Source organism: Cupriavidus sp. 09_S30 (assembly GCF_056930435.1).
In genome coordinates, this window is the sequence record NZ_JBXOWI010000002.1 from 2,583,205 (window position 1) to 2,600,187 (window position 16,983).

Sequence of the window (16,983 nt, forward strand, 5' to 3'; positions counted from 1 at the left end):
AAGATGTCGCTTGCATGGGAACATGCCGGCAGCGCCTTGTCGCCGCCGGTCCGGCCGCGGCCTATCCGGCCTTCGGCCATTGAAAGCGCGGCTCGCGCTTTTCCAGGAACCGGCTCACGGCCTCGCGGTGGTAGTCGGACGAAAAGGCGATGCCTTGCGCGGCAGCCTCCAGTTCGAGCATCAGATGCAGGCTCGACGACTGCGACTGGTTCAGCGCGGCCTTTGCCATCGCTACGGCGGCGGCCGAGGCGGTCGTCATTGCGAGCGCCATCGCCCGCGCACGGGTCATCAGGTCCGGCGCTGCCACGATCTCCATGACGATGCCGTATTCCCTGGCGGTGGTGGCGTCGAGTTCACGGCCCGTCAGGATCAGCTCCTTGGCACGTTGCAGGCCAACAATGCGAGGCAGCGTATAGAGGGAAGCGCAGTCCGGCATCAGTCCGATCTTCATGAACGACATGCAGAATCGCGCGGCCGGCGTGGCAATGATGATGTCCGCCAGCAATGCGGTGCCGAAGCCGCCTCCATAGGCACAACCGTCCACTGCCGCCACCACCGGCTTGTCGCAGTGATAGAGGCGCTCCGCCTTTTCCACCACGGGACGCATGCGCTTGCGTCCAGCCTCGGCCGACAGTTCCCTGGCCCCCTCCATGCCGCGGATATCGCCCCCGGCGCAGAAATGGCCGCCGTTGCCACTGAGCAGGATGGCCCGCACGTCGTCGTCCCGGCTGGCACGATCGAGAAACTCGGCCTGCAATGCGCGCGCTTCAGCATCCAGCGCATTGCGGTATCTTGGCCGGTTAGCGGTGATTTCGGCGACGCCGTCCCTCACCGCATAGAGAACCGGGACTTCCTGGGTATCCGTCATGATGTCTTTCCTGATGAACTGTTGTCGGGCGGCAGGACGAACGCCGCCCTGCCGTGTCAATGGCATTCCGAGTGCGACCAGCTTGTTTCGCCTACCGTCGTTCGATGAGGGTGCCGTTGGCGATCGCGCGGACTTCAACTGTCCTCTGCCGCCGGTACCGCCACCCACGCCGAGGCGCGGCGGGCATCGGGCATGGGTCAGCAGGGTGCGACTCACGATACCTGTCGACCCTGCCCGTCCCAGAAGCGCTTGCGAAGCGCTTTCTTGTCTATCTTTCCGACGCTGGTCAGCGGCAACCTTTCGACGAATTCGACCTGCTTCGGCGCATAGATTGCCCCCTTGCGCGACTTCACCAGTTGCGTCAGTTCCTCTGCCCCGACCTGCTCGCCAGGGCGGCGTACCACCAGGGCCGCAACCGCCTCGCCCCACTTCGGATCGGGAACCCCGATGACGGCCACCATCGACACTGCCGGATGCGTGCTGATGATGTCCTCGACGTCTCGCGGGTAGACATTGAATCCACCCGAGATGACCATGTCCTTCTTGCGGTCAACGATGTAGAGATAGCCGCGATCATCGAATCGCCCAATATCGCCGGTGTGCAACCAGCCATTCTTCAGCGCACTGTCGGACAGCTCCGGCAGGTTGAGGTACTCGCGCATGACATGTACGCCGCGCACGCAGATCTCCCCGGCTTCACCCATTGGAACTTCCTGGTCCTGGTCATCCAGTACCTTCAGCAGGGTGCCGAGCGTCGGGCGGCCGCAGGAGGCAAGACGCTCGGGATTGGCCGGATCGTGGTCACCCCGGCGAAGGTAGGCCAGGGGATACGCTTCGGTCTGGCCATATAGCTGGGCGAAGACCGGGCCGATGCGCTCCTGGCCCTCGAGAAGGCGTGCTGCGGACATGGGCGACGCGCCATAGAGCAGCAACTCCAGCGATGACAGGTCCGCCTTGTCCAGCGAGGGATGATCCAGCAGGCTGTAGATCATGGTGGGAACCATCAGCGCCATATTGATGCGCTCGCGGCGGATCACATCCAGCACGCGGTCGGGCGCGAAGCCGTTCTGCAGATGGACGGTTCCACCGCGCACCAGCGTCGGCATGATCTTGGTACCCGCCACATGGGTAATCGGCGCCACGGCCAGATAACGCGGGACGGCCGGGATTTCAAAATCCGCCAATCCGTTCAACAGCATCGCGCTGAATGCAGCGTGGTCCCGTACCACCCCCTTGGCCCGACCGGTGGATCCGCCGGTATAGTGGACATAGGGAACGTCTTCTCGATGCGTGAGATCGAGTGGCGAGCAGCTTCCGGCCTTCTCCGCCTGTGCCAGCAGATCGCTGCCGAAATCCGACTGTCCAAGACTGAACACCGCGCGCAAGCCGGGTGCCGCCCCGAGAATCTCCTCGCCACGCACCCGGTGCGTCGAGGCATCCACCACAAGCACGTCCGCGTCGAAATCCTGGATCTGCAGCAGATGGTCTTCCAGGGAGCCGAGGGGATGAAGCGGTGTGCTGATCATGCCGCTGCACAGTGCCGCCATGCCGGCGCACCAGCCGAAGGCCGAATTGCCGGTCAGCAGGCAGACACGATGGTTGCGGGTCAAGCCCGCGCTCGCATAGACGGCCTGCATGCGCCCCAGCAGGTCGCCCATGGCACGATAGCTCAACAGAGCCGCCCTCCCAACTGAAGGCAGTCCGCTCGCCGTACTGCCAGACCGAGCGCAGCAGCAGCGTGCCGATGGTCGGGGCCATCTGAATCGACTGTTCCATCTTGTTGTCTCCTCGTTTTAATAGTCTTGTGCCGACGTCGATTGCCCAGGGCTGACCGATCCTCCGGCATGGCCGGCTCAGACCGAGCGCCGTTGGGCCACCTGCCACCCGACCTCGGCGAACTGGCGTGCCCGTCGACCGAACTCCGATGCGTCGGCGCCAACCGCATTCCCCTGCAATGCGCGGTGGTAGACACCCTGCGCGATGGCGGCCGAGCGGAACAGCGAGAATGCGATGAAGAACGGCCAATGCTCGAGGTCCGCATCCCCCGCTTTCCTGACGTAGGCCGACACCATGCTGTCCAGGCCGGGAAGACCCGCGGCTTCCAGATCCAGGCCTTGGAGACCGTTGGCAAAGACGTCTGCCGGCAGCACATACGGCATGCAGCAATAGGCAAGGTCCGCGAGCGGATGGCCGATCGTCGCCAGTTCCCAGTCGAGGATGCCGACCACCTCCGCGCGTTCGGCGTGAAACACTAGGTTGCCCAGGCGGAAGTCCCCGTGCGCGATCGCATCGCGGCTCAGCACCGGACGTTGCGCGGCCAGCCATGCCATCAGCGCGTGCATCGCCGGTATCTCATCGGTCTGGCTCGCCAGGTACTGCGCGCTCCAACGCGCGACCTGGCGTTCCACATAGCCCTCCGGACGACCGAAGTCGCCGAGGCCCGCCGCACGCCAGTCGACCTGGTGCAGGCTCGCCAGCGCGTCCACCATCGCCTGGTAGACAGGCTTGCGACTTGCCGCCGGTACCCCGGCGAGGTCCACCCGGCTGAGGATCCTGCCGGGAAGATGCTCCATCACGTAGAACGGCGTACCGATCACGTCCGCGTCCCCGCACAGGAGTCTCGCTCGCGGAATGGGCACGCCGGTATCGGCCAGTGCCGCCAGCACGCGGTATTCGCGCTCGATCTGATGCGCGGAGGGAAGCAGCTTGCCGGGCGGCTTCTTGCGCAGCACATAGTTGTGCCCGTTGGCCTTCAACAGGAAGGTGGGATTCGACTGCCCGCCCTGGAACTGCGACACGGCCAGGGTTTCGTCGATGCCATCGAGGCGTCCGCGCAGGTACGCGACCAGAGCCTCGACCGGGAGGCGATGGGACGGAAGACCATCCACGGTCAGAGGGTCCGGGCTCATTGGCGGATCTCCCACGGCGAAGCCACCGGGCGGAGATACCGCCTTGACCGGGCTGCAAGCGGATCGACCGCAGATGGTGGTTGCGACGGGGCGTCGTTCAGGTTCATAGCTGTTCTCGAGTGAGTCCGCGTAGCCGCGTGTGACCGATGGCGGCCGGGCCCGCGTGGATATCGCGTGGCTTCGGCGCGCCGCCTGCGGTCGGCACATCGGTGACGTGCGGCCAGTATGGCTAAGGCGTTTGCGCCGGCACATCGGCAAAATTGACGATCGGAGCCGTCTGCGTCCGCTTCATGCGTTCCGTCACCGGCCGACACAGCGCGCGCAGGGTTGCGTCGGCACGCATCGCTGCGAACATGGTTGTGCTGCGCAAGCAAGATATTTGATAATCGCAAGAAGGCCCGGGCAATGACCCATCCTCCACGGAGTGGACGGCCACCTGCGAGCATGCGCTGTGCATCGCTGAGGAGACAATGAGATGATCGGCAGTAGAGCGCGGCAAGGATCTTTGCCGCCGGTTGCAATAAAGCTGAGCCCCCCCAATGCTTTGCCAAGCCAGGTCCAGCGTCAGGCCATCTGCGACGCGGCCTGCGACGCGCACTCTGCCAAGCTGGTTCTGATCAGCGCGCCTGCCGGCTTCGGCAAGACGACGGCCATGACCCAGATTCGTTCCCGGCTCGAAGGCGAAGGCGTTGCCACGGCCTGGCTGACCTGCGACGCGGCGGACAACGATACGTCGCGATTTCTTGACAATCTTGCGCTGGCCATCTCCCGGCTCGTGTCTAGACAGCATGATCGGGACGATGGCGAAAAGCGGGAGCCACGGTCATCCATGACCTTGCTGGAGATGATCCAGGAACTGGGCAGGAGCCCGGCGCCATTCGCGCTATTTCTGGACGAGCTGGAGCATCTTCACGAACCGGCCGTGCTGGGCTTGCTCAGGGAAGTCCTGAGCCAGTTGCCGCGCCGCGGGCTGGGTGTGATCGGGACGAGAACCACTCCGGATCTCGGGCTGGCCAGGCTCCGCGTGCGAGGTGAACTGGTGGAGATCGATGCTGCATGGCTGAGGCTGTCGCTCGAGGAGACCGTGGACTTCTTCAATCAGAAGCGCCACCTGTTGATACCGCACGACGAAGTGCGTCAACTGCATCAGACGACGGAAGGCTGGGCCGCCGCGATATCGCTTGCCGCCGTCGCCCTGGAACGCCATGTCAGGCACAGCGATTTCATCACGCGCTTCTCGGCGTCGAACAAGGAGATAGCCGAGTACCTGAGCGAGGATGTCTTGAACCGGCAGTCAGCCGCGACCCGGAATTTCCTGCTGCGAACCAGCGTCCTGAAGCACCTTTCCCCCTCGCTGTGCGATGCCATCCTGCGGCGCACCGACAGTACGCTTATGCTGGAGCGGCTGGAAAGATCCAACCTGTTCCTTACCTCGATCGCCGGTGCGGAGCCGACGTATCGCTATCACAGCCTGTTCGCCAGCTTCCTGCGCAACCAGCTGGCGCACCAGATGCCGGAGGAGGCTCCCCAGCTCGCGATGGCGGCTTCGCGCTGGCACGAAGAGCAGGGCCGGCCTGTGCCCGCGATCGACTATGCCATCGAGGCGAAGGACTACGGGCGGGCGCTGGCTCTCCTTGCCAACCATGCCGACGGCTTTCTATCCAGCGGCCGCTGGCGGCTTCTCAGTCGCTGGTTCGTGGCGATACCGCCGGCGCTGCTGGCCGGCTACCCCGTTCTCCGGGTGGTCCAGATCCTTGCCGTCTATTTCACCCGGGGCGCACACGATGCGAACCGGCTGCTGGAGCAACCGGAACTGAAGGCGGCGACGAATGCCGACGTCGTCACCCACATCCGCGCCCTGCGCCCGCTGCTGCTGGCTAGCGTGGATCACCATGAGGCTGCCTATGAGGTGGGCGTAACGGCGCTAGCGTCGTTTCCGAGCGGCAATGCGTTTGCCGACGGCATCCTGGCCAATGCGATGGCCGTGGTCTTTGCCATCCAGGGCGAACACGAGCAAGCCCGCAAGCTCCTCGATGAGGCCAGGATCACGCAATCCGACAGCCCGAACCCATTCGGCCTGATGTACACGGAGTCCGTCGAAGGCATGATCGACATGCAGGAAAACCGGCTGCGGCAGGCGACTGCCCGCTTTCGCATGGCGGTGGCCGCGACGGGCGCGCCCTCCTACTGTTACACGACCGGCAACGCATGGGCCGGCGTCTTCTACGCCCATGCCCTATACGAAGCCAATGACCTGGAACAGGCTGCGCGCCTGCTCGACGTCTATGTGCCGATCACCAAGGAACTAGGCCTGCCCGACCATATGGTGACGGGACACGTCACCCTGGCGCGCATCGCGGTCGCCAACGGCAATATCCCCCAGGCCTTCCAACTTCTCGGCGAGCTGGAGTACCTGGGCCATCACCGGCATGCGGCCCGTGCCGTGGCCAGCGCAAAGCTCGAGCGCGCGCGCCTGCTGGTCATGCAAGGCGATCTGATGGCGGCCCGGGCGGAGCTCGGGCGCGCCGATTCCCCCGCCATCTGGAAGCGTTGTCAGGACCTGCGCCTGCCCGCCAATGATGCGGACTATCTCGAACTGGGCCTGCAGCGTTGGCAGATCGCCGCGGACCAGGCCGGCGAGGCGCTGCCGGGCATTGAGCGTGCCATCGCCATGGCGACATCCCAGCGCCGGCTGCGGCGCGCCATGAAGCTCTGCGTACTGAGGAGCCTGGCACTGGACCGCATGGGCGATATGGCCGCGGCGAACGCGCAGATGCGGGACCTCCTCAAGGCGGCGTGCCACGAGGGCATCATGCGTCTGGTGCTGGATGAAGGCAGGCCTGCGCGCAATATCGTCTTGCGCTTGGAGCGATCGAGCCAGGCCGAAGCGCCGGCTCAGCGCGACCCCATCTTTGCCGATTTCCTGCAGCGCATGCTGCAGGGATTCGGCCCGTTCCTGGATGACCCTGGGGCACAGAGGCCCGGCGACAGCGGCGAGTCGGCGCCACCGCTGTCGGCTGCCGAGCTCAAGGTGCTGCGCTTGCTCGCCGAGGGCTTTTCCAACAAGGCCATGAGCGAGAAGCTGTTTGTCTCCGACAGCACGGTACGCACCCACGTCCGCAATATCAGCCAGAAGCTCGGCACGCATAGCCGGACCCAGGCAGTGGCCAAGGCGCGCCTGCTGGGATGGATCGGCTGAACGCAGCAGTTGGGGCGCCATCTGGATGGCGACCGCGCTGACACCACTCCGGCGCCCGACACCTGGATCACGTACCTGAGTGCCGACCCGCCGATCCACCGACCCGATATCCGCGGCGCCTGCCGCACGCGTGACGCTCAGCGTGGCGGCATGCGAAGTCCGCCATCGAGGCGGATGGTTTCCCCGTTGAGCAGCGGGTTTTCGATGATGCGCATCGCCAGTGCGGCAAGTTCCGCAGCATCACCCAGTCGACGCGGATGCGGCACACTACCCGCCAGCGCCGCGCAGGCGTCGTCGGGCGGCCTGGCCAACATCGACTTCCCTGGATCTTGCTGGCGCTCGCTCTCCTGACTCGCGCAGGACGCGCGCATGATGCGCGGTCACAGTCGCTCGATAATGGTGGCATTGGCCATGCCGCCGGCCTCGCACATGGTCTGCAGCCCGTAGCGGCCACCGCCACGCTCCAACGCGTGCAGCATGGTGGTCATCAGACGGGCACCCGATGCGCCGAGGGGATGGCCGAGTGCAATCGCCCCGCCGCATGGATTGAGGCGGTCCGGGTCGACATGGAACTCGCGTTGCCAGGCGAGCGGCACTGGCGCGAAGGCCTCGTTGACCTCATAGTGATGGATGTCTCCGGCGGAGAGTCCCGCCTTCATGAGTGCGCGCCGCGTGGCCGTGATCGGCGCCGTCAGCATCAGCAGCGGATCGTCGCCGCGCACGTCGAACGAGACGAAGCGGGCCCTCGGCTTGAGATGCAGTCTTCCCGCCATTTCCTCGCTCATGATCAGCAGCGCGGAAGCACCATCGGTGATCTGCGACGAATTGCCCGGCGTGATGCTCCAGTCAATCTCCGGAAACCGCTCGACATAGCCGTCGGTGCGGAAGGAGGGCTTGAGCTGGGCAAGGCCTGCGACCGTCGTTTCCGCCCGGATGGTCTGGTCCTCCGTGACAATGCTCGCGTCGGTCCGGATCGGCAGGATCTCGGCGGCGAACCCGCCGCTGTCCCGCACGCTGGCGGCACGCCGATGCGAGGCCGCCGAGTACTCGTCCAGTTCCTGCCGGCTGAGCCCCCATTTCCGTGCTACCAGTTCCGCGGAGATGCCCTGGCCCACCAGGCCCGGTGCGTAGCGGGCCCGGACGGATGGCCCGTCCCCATCCGCGCCGCCGCGCGAGCTTCCCATCGGCACTCGGCTCATCGACTCGACACCGCCGGCGATCACGATGTCATAGGCGCCGGCCATGATCCCCTGCGCGGCGAAATGCACCGCCTGCTGACTCGATCCGCAGCGGCGGTCGATCATCGCCGCCGGCACATGCTCCGGAAAGCCGGCAGCCAGCCACGCGTTCCGGCCGGGCAAGGCCGATTGCTCCGCAACCTGGCTGACGCAGCCGATCAGCACATCGTCGACCAGCGCCGGGTCAAGATCGTTCCGGCGCACCAGTCCCTGAAGCACCTGCGCCAGCATCTCCACGGGATGGAGGTTGGCAAACGCGCCGCCGGCCTTCCCTCGGGCCATAGGCGTGCGAACTGCGTCCACAATGACAGCTTCCGTTCTCATGATTTCCTTTGTCAGTCCTGGTCTGTTTCAAATGATTCCGTCGTCTTCCAGCTGCCGGCCATCACGCACATCCGATGTCTTCCTACTGCTTAGGAATACCCGCTGCCTTGACGATCTTGTTCGCCTGCTCGATCTCTGCCAGCTGAAAGCGATGCAGCTCTGCCGGTCCGGCAAGGAAGATCTCCCCATCCGTCTGCCTGGAGAAATGGGCGGACTCCGGGAGCGCATAGATGGCGAGCAGATCGTCGCTGAGCTTCCTGACGATGTCCGGCGGCGTCTTGGCTGGAGCATAGGCCGCCATCCACGTTGCAAAGACGAAATCTCGATAGCCGCTTTCCTGCATGGTGGGCACCGAAGGCTCCATGGAGAGCCGCTTGTCGCCTGTCACCGCAAGGATGCGTAGCTTTCCGGATTGGATATAGGGTCGGAAGATGGAATAGTCGGCCAATGCGCCAGGCGATGCTTTCCCATTTTCTTGTCTCCATCCATTTCCGTAGCCACGTGAAGATCCCGCGGAGCAGGTAGCGCAAGAGTCGGGCGGCCTAAGCCTCGCGCCCGGCCATGCCGAGCTCGGCCAGCAGGTCATCGCTGTGCTGCCCGAGACGAGGCGCAGGCCCGATTCTCGGCTCCGGCCTGGCGGAAAACCTGACGGGTGGCTGCACCTCGACGTATCTGCCTTCGCTGGGGTGCTCCCGATCCTGGAAGAAGCCGACTGCCTTCAGGTGCGGATCGTCAAACAGGTCTTCCACATCATTGACACGCATGGCCGGAATGCCGGCCTGCTTGAGAAAGGTCAGCCACTCGGCCGTGGTCCGCTCGGGCGTCACCTCCGCAAGCAGTGAATACATGACGTCGAGGTGCTGGGTCCGCAGCGCCTTCGAGTTGAGCCGCGGGTCCTCCAGCACGGCACTCCTGCCGACGGCGTGGAACAAGGCGACCCAGCGCTCATCGGAATAGGGTGTGATCCCGATGTAGCCATCCTTCGTTCGCGCGGGCTTGCGCTTCGGATTCATGACCCTGGGAGACAGCATCTTGCCGATCGGCGGTACGAACGCGCGCTCTCCCAGGTGCTCCAGCAGCGTGAAACTGGTGAGGGCTTCCATCATCGGCACCTCCACATGCTGGCCCTCGCCGGTTCGAAGCTTGTGCACCAGCGCGGCAAGCGTGGCGTAGGCGGCGTGCAGGCCAGACACCTTGTCCGCGACGATCATGGGGAAATAGCGGGGATTAGGGTCCCCATCTACCCTGGGCAACAGCGAAGCCATGCCGGAGGCGGCCTGGATGACGTCGTCGTAGGCGGGCATCGATGCATAAGGCCCCGACATGCCGAAGCCGACGCAGTGAACGTAGATGATGTCGGGCCGGATCTTGCGGACCGCGTCGTAGTCGAGGCCGAGCCGGCCAATGCCGTCGGCACGCACGTTGTGGAGGAAGACGTCGCTCGACTCCAGCAGCCGGTGCATCGCCTCCCGGCCGGATTCGCTGCGCAGGTCCCACGTGACGGAGCGCTTCCCGCGGTTGATCGTCATATGCGTGCCGCTCATGCCCGGCGTCTCGACGAAGCGGCCGGTATGGCGCATCGAGTCCCCTTCGGCCGGCTCGATCTTGATGACGTCCGCACCCATGTCCGCCAGGATCTGCGTGCAATAGGGGCCGAAGATCACGGTCGACATGTCGACGACGCGAATCCCCTCCAGCATGGGGCCGTTCTCTTTCTTCATAGTCAAATGCTCCTTAGGCAAGGCGATCAAATCACGCCGTCATTCACCAGGCATGTGAGCTGCTCTTTCGACAGGCTGAGCCAGTCGGAAAGGATGTGGCGCGCCCCCTGTTCGGGCAGCGGCAATCGGGCGGCAGAGCCGGAGTCCGGGAACGCGAGGTCGATCGCTTGCCCGAGGCCGCCGTGCACCTCGCGCTGGCGCAGGGCGCCGAGCACGGCGATCGCGCCCAGGAGCCCACGTTGCGTCGGCCCTGCATGCGCGGAGCCTTCCTCCTGCCCGCACTCCGTCTGCAGCAGAAAAATGATGCGGCGGTTGGCTTTGGACACCGCGTCGTAGCCCAGGCCGCAACGCGTCATCTGCACGGCGTCGAGGTTGCCGAGAAACACGTCGCACTCCTTGGCGAGCTGCAGAATGAGTTCACGCCCTGCCGGCCCGGCAAAATCGATCGCCAGCGAGTGCGCTTGTCCTGCCGGCGTTCCACGCGGGTCGACCCCGCCGCGGCGACCTTCGCCGCCAGCGCCATCGCCCGCCCCAGCGGAAGCCGCATGCGCGGGCGTCGGCGGCATGAGATGCAGGACTTCGGCACCCAGCTGCGCCAGGTTCCAGGCACAGGACGACACCGTGGCTTCCCGGGCGAGCTCAAGGACGCGGATGCCGGCAAGCGGCCTGCAGTGCGTGGAATTGCCGGATGGGTCGACGCCGTGCCACATGCCATTCACCTTGATTGGGTCAGCTCTCATCGATGATCGATGGTGCGCGGCTAGCGGTTTTTCCACACCGGGCTGCGCTTCTCGGCAAACGCAGCCAGGCCTTCCCGCTTGTCTTCGGACGCCGCGTTGCGGCCCGCCGGTTCCCGCTGCTTGGACCAGCTCTCCTCCTCGCTCCAGCCTTCCGCCTGCGAGCGCGACACGATTTCCTTGGAGGCGCGGACAGCGATCGGGGCATTGACGGTCACCTTGCGCGCCAGCGCGAGGGCCGCTTCGAACGTCTTGCCCGGCGCCGTGACCTTCGCCAGCAGGCCGTGCTGGTGCATTTCGGCCGCACTGCGTGGCTCGCCGGTCAGGATCATCTCCATGGCCAGGTGATACGGAATCCGTTGATGCAGTCGGAAGCATCCCCCGCCGGTGGCAACCAGCCCGCGCTTCACCTCGGTCAAGGCAAAGCGGGTCTCTTCCGAGGCGACGATCATGTCGCAGGACAGCGCCAGCTCCAGGCCGCCCGCATAGGCGTGGCCCTCGATTGCCGCGATCACGGGCTTCATCGGCGGGCGCGTCATCATGCCGAAGCCACCGCGCTTCGGAGTGCGAGCAATCTCGCCGATGGCCGCGGCCTTCAGGTCATGGCCTGCGCAGAAGGTCGAGCCTTCCCCGCGCAGCACAGCCACCCACAAAGCGTCGTCTTCGTCGAAGCGGTCCATGACCGCCTCCAGCTGGAGCGCCATGGCAAGGTTGAATGCATTGCGCGCTTCGGGCCTGTCGATGGTGATGACCAGCACATGGTCGTCCATGACTTCCGTGCGGAAATAGCTGCGCTTTTCAGTGGGATCCATGATTCCTCCGTGAACGATGAGTCGTCCCTCAACCGAGCTGGGCGACGTTGGAACTTATGTCCGCCAAGGGATGCCTGGAGTCGCCAGGCACACCGAGGCGCGCCAAGGCGCGCTAGGCCGGCCTGAATTTCGGCAATGCGATGTCCTCGGTAACATGGTCGAACACCACCTGGACCGGCATGTCGACCCCGATCGCGTCCAAGGGGCAGTCCACGATATTCGTGGTCATGCGCACGCCCTCCTCGAGTTCGACAATGGCGACGATGTACGGATCGTCGTTCACGAACTCCGGCGTGGTCGACCGATAGGCGATGGTGTAGGAATAGACGATCCCCCTGCCGGTGCAAGTGTGCCAATCCATTTCGGCACCCCAGCACGCCGTGCAGGTGGCGCGCGGGTAGTGCTGGAGGTGGCCGCAATGCCGGCATTTCTGGATCTTCAGTTCGCTCTGCCTGGCCGCCTGCCAAAACGCGGCGGTATGCGGTTGCGGGATCGGTAGCGGCTTGCGATATTCATTGGCTGCCATGGATCTTCCTTTTCAGTTTGCGAGGACGAGCGTGACTTCGTCCGACATGACGCCACCATTGCCGTGGACAACGCCGACCGTTGCGCCTTTGACCTGCCGGGCCTCGGCGCGCCCCATCAATTGCCGCACGCCCTCCACCACATGGGTCATGCCGCCCGCGGCGCCTGCCTGGCCGAAGGACAGCTGCCCGCCGTTGGTATTGCACGGGAAATCACCGGCGAATGTGAGGTCACGCTCGGCCACGAACGGCCCGCCGTGTCCCTTGGGGCAGAAGCCGAGATCCTCGATCGCCATCAGCACGGCGATGGTGTAGCAGTCATAGAGCTGGGCAATATCGACGCGCGCAGGCGCGACGCCGGCCATGGCGAAAGCCGCTTCGGCGGACTGCTTCGACCACGATGTCGTGATGTCCTGGCGATGCGTGATCGATAGATGAGAACCCGCCTCGCCGGCACCCAGCAGCCTGACCGGCGGATTGGGCCCCCGGTTCGCCAGGGACTCCCGCGTGACCAGTACGGCGGAGCCGCCCACGCAAGGCGAGACGATCTCCAGCAGGTGCAGCGGGTCGAAGATCATCTTCGAGTTCAGCACCTCATCGATCGTGAGCGCGTGCTGATTGAACAGTGCAAGCGGGTTCGACAAGGCGCTGGTGCGCTGATCCACGGCGATCTTTGCCAGCTGCTCCGGCTTCGTGCCGAATTCATGCATGTGCCGCCGCGCCACCATCGCGTAGCCGGCATTTGGCGGCGAGGCGCCAAACGGGATCTCGAATTCGGTAACGGCTTCCGAGCGCAGCAAGCCCTTGCGGCCGTTGTTGCGGTCTGCGCTGGGTACTTCCACCGTGAGGCACAGCACGCGATCGCACAGCCCTGCCTGGATCGCCGCGGCCGCGCGCCACACCATGCCGGCCGCCGATGCGCCGCCCAGCTCCACCGTATCGAAGTACTTCAGCCTCAGGCCCAGGTGCTCGGCCACGGCGGACGGCCAGAACATGCTGTAGGCAGCCACCGGCGTGGTGACGAGCAGGCCGTCGATCTCGCCGGGTGACACACCCGCGTCCAGCGCCGTCCTGCGCGCGATTTCCGCGGTCAATGCCATGGGTGTGAGCCCGTCCGCAGTCTTCCGGGACTTGAACTCGGCATACCCTGTGATCGCCGCAACATTTCTTAGAGACATCGCTTTCGTTCCTATCCTTGATGTGCGCTTCTGCTCAGCACGGCGCGGCAACCGATGGCGCGGCGCTACGGCAAGCGCGTGTGGATGTTCCGCACGCTGCCGGTGTCAACGTGCGATCCCCTGCCCTCACGACTGGAAGCAGTCTAGTGACGCCCCCCTCGACTGTCCGTCGTCAAAACTGACGATTCGATGCCGGGTGCCGCGACCGGCCGGCGGGCGCCGTCGTCACGCTTCGACGTCGTGATGGATGACGTGGCATGAGCGACCGCCTCGCATCGATGTCCGCACACGAGCCCGCGCCTGGGGTTTCCCCTAGCGGGATTTCGCCTTGACACCCCGGCACCCATCTCCAATCATAACAACGTCGTTGTTCATAGGAGAACGTCGTTGCAAGAAAATCTGAAATTCTGTCGCCTGCGCCGCGACGGGAGGGTGCTCGAGGTGACCATCGACCGTCCGGAAGTGATGAATGCGCTCTACTCCCCCGCGAACAAGGAACTGGCCTCCGTCTGGGATGCCTACGCCAGGGATCCGGATTTGTGGGTAGCGATCGTGACGGGCGCCGGGGACCGCGCCTTCAGTGCCGGCAATGACCTCAAGGCAACGGCCGCGGGCGTCAAGCGCGAGTACATCCCCTCCGGTTTCGCCGGCCTGACTGCGCGCTTCGACCTGGACAAGCCGGTGATCGCCGCCGTCAACGGCATTGCGATGGGTGGTGGCTTCGAGTTGGCCCTGGCCTGCGACATCGTCGTTGCGGCGGAACACGCTGTCTTCGCGCTATCCGAGCCGCGCGTAGGGCTGGCCGCGCTTGGCGGCGGCATGCACAGGCTGGTTCGCAGCCTGCCGATGCAGACCGCCATGGGCATCCTGCTGACCGGCCGGCGCGTCAGCGCCGAAGAGGGCCTGGCCCTGGGGTTCGTCAACGAGGTCGCGCCGGCAGGGCAAGCCATGACGGCCGCGCGGCGGTGGGCCCGGCAGATTCTGGAATGCGCGCCGATCTCCATCCGCGCGACCAAGAACGCCGCGCTGCGCGGCCTGTCCGCGCCCGACATCGAGACGGCATACCGGACCCAGTACCCCGCAGTCATGGCATTGATGGAGAGCCAGGACTTCATCGAAGGGCCGCGCGCCTTTGCAGAGAAGCGCAAGCCCAACTGGCAAAACCGTTAGTCAAGGTCATCATCATGCCTCCCACCGAAGCTGCCGGCATGCCGCTGGCCGGCATCACCGTCCTCGATCTGAGCCAGGCCTACCTTGGCCCCTATGCAACCTTCCTGATGGCGAAAGCCGGTGCGGAGGTCATCAAGATCGAGCCCCCGACCGGGGATCCTGTGCGCTCGCGCGCCGCGGTCTCCAAAGGTGCCCTGCTGCCGTTCGCCATGTTGAATACGAACAAGCGCAGCATGACGCTCAATCTCAAATCAAAAGCCGGCTGCGACATGCTGAAGGACCTGGTTCGCGATGCCGACGTGCTGATCGAGAACTACGCCCCGGGTGTCATGGACAAGCTCGGCGTCGGCTGGCAGACGCTGAAGACGATCAATCGCCGGCTCGTCTATGCCTCCGGCACCGGCTTCGGCCTGAGCGGACCGGATCGCGACCGTCTTGCCATGGACATCAGCGTACAAGCCGTGTCCGGAGCCATGAGCATCACCGGCTTTCCTGACGGCCCGCCCCTCAAGTCGGGACCGGCGTTCGCGGACTTCCTGGCGGGGGTGCATCTCTATGGGGCCGCGGTAACCGCGCTGGTAGAACGCGCCCGCACCGGGCAGGGACGACTGGTGGAGGTTGCCATGCAGGAGACCATCTACCCCACGTTGGCTTCCAGCCTGGCCATGCTTTACGACTCGGGGAAAGCGCCGCGCGGCACCGGCAACCGCCATGGCGGCATGACGCTGTGTCCCTACTCGGTATTCGAAGCCAGTGACGGCTGGGTCGCGATCGCCTGCGTCAAGGAAACGCACTGGGCACGATTGGCGCAGGCGATGCAGCGCCCCGACCTCCTGCAAGATCCGCGCTATGCCGGCGCGGCGCAACGGAGCCAGCGCATGGCGGAGGTCGATGGCATCGTCGAGGACTGGACCCGTCGCCACAAGAAGGCCGAGATCATCGCGCTGACCGAAGCTCATCGCATCCCCGCCGCACCGGTACGGGACCTGGATGAAGTCATGCGGGATCCGCACATGCATGAACGGGGCATGCTGCAATGGCTGGACGATCCCGCCCTGGGTCCCATCGTGGTGCCGAGCTCCCCCTTGCGCTTCCACGGCGCCGGCGTGCGCGAGCCGTCGCCGAGCCCGGGGCTTGGCCAGCATACCGAGGACATCCTGCGGGAACGGTTGCGGATGTCGGCCAGCGCCATCGCGCGAGCCCGGGAGGCCGGCGCCATCTAGTGCCGTCCTGTAGTGCGCTTTGGATCAACAGTAGACACCGTGGGCAGCGCCCGCCTTCGCCGGCCGGCCCACGCCAGCGCGCTTCGCCTCGCGCAAACCGCAGGAGAACCCATGCGATATCTCAAAAGCCTCACGCTAGGCGTGACCCTTGCCCTCGTGGCAGCGGGAAGCACACTGGCTGCCTACCCGGAGCGTGTCATCCGCATGATCGTGCCGTTCGCGGCCGGAGGCGGCGCCGACATCGTTGCCCGCATGCTAGCTGAGGACATGCGCTCCACCCTCGGTGTTTCAGTCCTGGTCGAAAACCTTCCAGGCGCAAGCGCAACGATCGGAGCCACGCGGGTGGCGAGAGCCGCCCCCGATGGCTACACATTGCTCTTTACCACGGGCACCACGCATTCGGCAGGACCCGCGCTGTTCAAGAAACTGCCCTTTGACCCGATCAAGGACTTCTCGCCGGTCGCCCTGGTAACTAAGGCGCCGCTGGTCCTTCTGGTCAATGCCAGCGCGCCGGTGCGGACGCTGGACCAATTGCTGGCCTGGCTGAAGACGAACCCGTCGCGGGCCTCCTACGGCCACAGCAGCAGCACGTCCCACGTGGCCGGCTCCTCGCTGGTCAAGCGCGCCGGACTTGCCGTCACCGCTGTGCCATACAACGGGGCCACACAGGTCATGACCGATCTGGTCGGCGGGTCCATCGGCTTCACCTTCGTAGACCTGGCGGCCGCGCGATCCTTCCTCGCGACCGGGCGCGTCAGGGCAATCGCCGTGACGTCGCTGCAGCGATCGACCGCCATGCCGGATGTTCCCACGGTCGCCGAGAGCGGGCTCCCCGGCTTCGAGACCATCGCCTGGTCCGGCATCTTCGCGCCGGCCGGCACACCGGGTGCGGCAGTCGAAACACTGAGTGCCGCTGTCCAAAAATCACTGAGCCGCGAGAGCATCCGCAATCAGTTGACGAAGCTCGGGTCTGGCGAGCCATCTTTCCTGCCGCCAGCGGAAATGGCGAACTTCGTCAAGTCGCAACTCGCGGTCTGGACGGAGAAGATCCGCGAAGCCGGCATAGACCCGCAATGACAC

At 65.2% G+C, this 16,983-nt stretch carries 16 protein-coding genes; 4 read left to right on the top strand and 12 right to left on the bottom strand.

Annotated elements, in window-relative coordinates:
* Window positions 1-61 precede the first annotated feature (61 nt).
* From AC1Z3O_RS31715 to AC1Z3O_RS31730, 4 genes are all read right to left on the bottom strand, one after another.
* Entirely contained in the window at window positions 62-868 is an 807-nt protein-coding gene (locus AC1Z3O_RS31715; protein WP_483522106.1) for an enoyl-CoA hydratase/isomerase family protein, read from the bottom strand.
* A 212-nt stretch (window positions 869-1,080) separates the two neighbouring features.
* Complete coding sequence (locus AC1Z3O_RS31720; protein ID WP_483520792.1) at window positions 1,081-2,526, bottom strand: AMP-binding protein; 1,446 nt, start codon at window positions 2,524-2,526, stop codon at window positions 1,081-1,083.
* Between the two features lie 195 nt (window positions 2,527-2,721).
* The gene (locus AC1Z3O_RS31725; protein ID WP_483520794.1) at window positions 2,722-3,777 is read right to left on the bottom strand and encodes a phosphotransferase; all 1,056 of its coding nucleotides are present in this window, start codon (window positions 3,775-3,777) and stop codon (window positions 2,722-2,724) included.
* Between the two features lie 229 nt (window positions 3,778-4,006).
* The gene (locus tag AC1Z3O_RS31730; protein ID WP_483520796.1) at window positions 4,007-4,132 is read right to left on the bottom strand and encodes a hypothetical protein; all 126 of its coding nucleotides are present in this window, start codon (window positions 4,130-4,132) and stop codon (window positions 4,007-4,009) included.
* A gap of 150 nt (window positions 4,133-4,282) precedes the next feature.
* Here AC1Z3O_RS31730 and AC1Z3O_RS31735 point away from each other — a divergent pair, with 150 nt between their 5' ends.
* Window positions 4,283-6,976 (top strand): winged helix-turn-helix domain-containing protein, encoded by a 2,694-nt coding sequence (locus AC1Z3O_RS31735; RefSeq protein ID WP_483520798.1) that lies wholly within the window; start codon window positions 4,283-4,285, stop codon window positions 6,974-6,976.
* Between the two features lie 137 nt (window positions 6,977-7,113).
* Here AC1Z3O_RS31735 and AC1Z3O_RS31740 read toward each other — a convergent pair whose 3' ends face one another.
* The 8 genes from AC1Z3O_RS31740 to AC1Z3O_RS31775 form a co-directional block, all read right to left on the bottom strand.
* Entirely contained in the window at window positions 7,114-7,290 is a 177-nt protein-coding gene (locus AC1Z3O_RS31740; RefSeq protein ID WP_483520800.1) for a hypothetical protein, read from the bottom strand.
* Window positions 7,291-7,356: 66 nt separating this feature from the next.
* On the bottom strand, window positions 7,357-8,538 hold the full coding sequence (locus tag AC1Z3O_RS31745; protein WP_483520802.1) for a thiolase family protein: 1,182 nt from the start codon (window positions 8,536-8,538) through the stop codon (window positions 7,357-7,359).
* A gap of 82 nt (window positions 8,539-8,620) precedes the next feature.
* Complete coding sequence (locus tag AC1Z3O_RS31750) at window positions 8,621-9,124, bottom strand: Bug family tripartite tricarboxylate transporter substrate binding protein (RefSeq protein WP_483520804.1); 504 nt, start codon at window positions 9,122-9,124, stop codon at window positions 8,621-8,623.
* Window positions 9,081-10,259, bottom strand: coding sequence for a CaiB/BaiF CoA transferase family protein (locus AC1Z3O_RS31755; protein ID WP_483520806.1), 1,179 nt, complete (start codon window positions 10,257-10,259; stop codon window positions 9,081-9,083). Before AC1Z3O_RS31755 ends, AC1Z3O_RS31750 begins: the two co-directional genes overlap by 44 nt.
* Before the next feature lie 26 nt (window positions 10,260-10,285).
* Complete coding sequence (locus AC1Z3O_RS31760; RefSeq protein ID WP_483520808.1) at window positions 10,286-10,969, bottom strand: CoA transferase; 684 nt, start codon at window positions 10,967-10,969, stop codon at window positions 10,286-10,288.
* A 50-nt stretch (window positions 10,970-11,019) separates the two neighbouring features.
* On the bottom strand, window positions 11,020-11,808 hold the full coding sequence (locus tag AC1Z3O_RS31765) for a crotonase/enoyl-CoA hydratase family protein (RefSeq protein ID WP_483520810.1): 789 nt from the start codon (window positions 11,806-11,808) through the stop codon (window positions 11,020-11,022).
* A 112-nt stretch (window positions 11,809-11,920) separates the two neighbouring features.
* The gene (locus AC1Z3O_RS31770) at window positions 11,921-12,334 is read right to left on the bottom strand and encodes a Zn-ribbon domain-containing OB-fold protein (protein WP_483520812.1); all 414 of its coding nucleotides are present in this window, start codon (window positions 12,332-12,334) and stop codon (window positions 11,921-11,923) included.
* Between the two features lie 12 nt (window positions 12,335-12,346).
* Complete coding sequence (locus AC1Z3O_RS31775) at window positions 12,347-13,432, bottom strand: thiolase family protein (RefSeq protein WP_483520814.1); 1,086 nt, start codon at window positions 13,430-13,432, stop codon at window positions 12,347-12,349.
* 465 nt (window positions 13,433-13,897) lie between these two features.
* Between AC1Z3O_RS31775 and AC1Z3O_RS31780 the strand changes: the two genes are divergently transcribed.
* The 3 genes from AC1Z3O_RS31780 (at window position 13,898) to AC1Z3O_RS31790 (ending at window position 16,980) form a co-directional block, all read left to right on the top strand.
* Entirely contained in the window at window positions 13,898-14,680 is a 783-nt protein-coding gene (locus AC1Z3O_RS31780; RefSeq protein ID WP_483520816.1) for an enoyl-CoA hydratase-related protein, read from the top strand.
* Between the two features lie 38 nt (window positions 14,681-14,718).
* Window positions 14,719-15,903, top strand: coding sequence for a CaiB/BaiF CoA transferase family protein (locus AC1Z3O_RS31785; RefSeq protein WP_483520818.1), 1,185 nt, complete (start codon window positions 14,719-14,721; stop codon window positions 15,901-15,903).
* Window positions 15,904-16,014: 111 nt separating this feature from the next.
* Window positions 16,015-16,980, top strand: coding sequence for a Bug family tripartite tricarboxylate transporter substrate binding protein (locus AC1Z3O_RS31790; RefSeq protein ID WP_483520820.1), 966 nt, complete (start codon window positions 16,015-16,017; stop codon window positions 16,978-16,980).
* The last annotated feature ends 3 nt before the right edge of the window (window positions 16,981-16,983 follow it).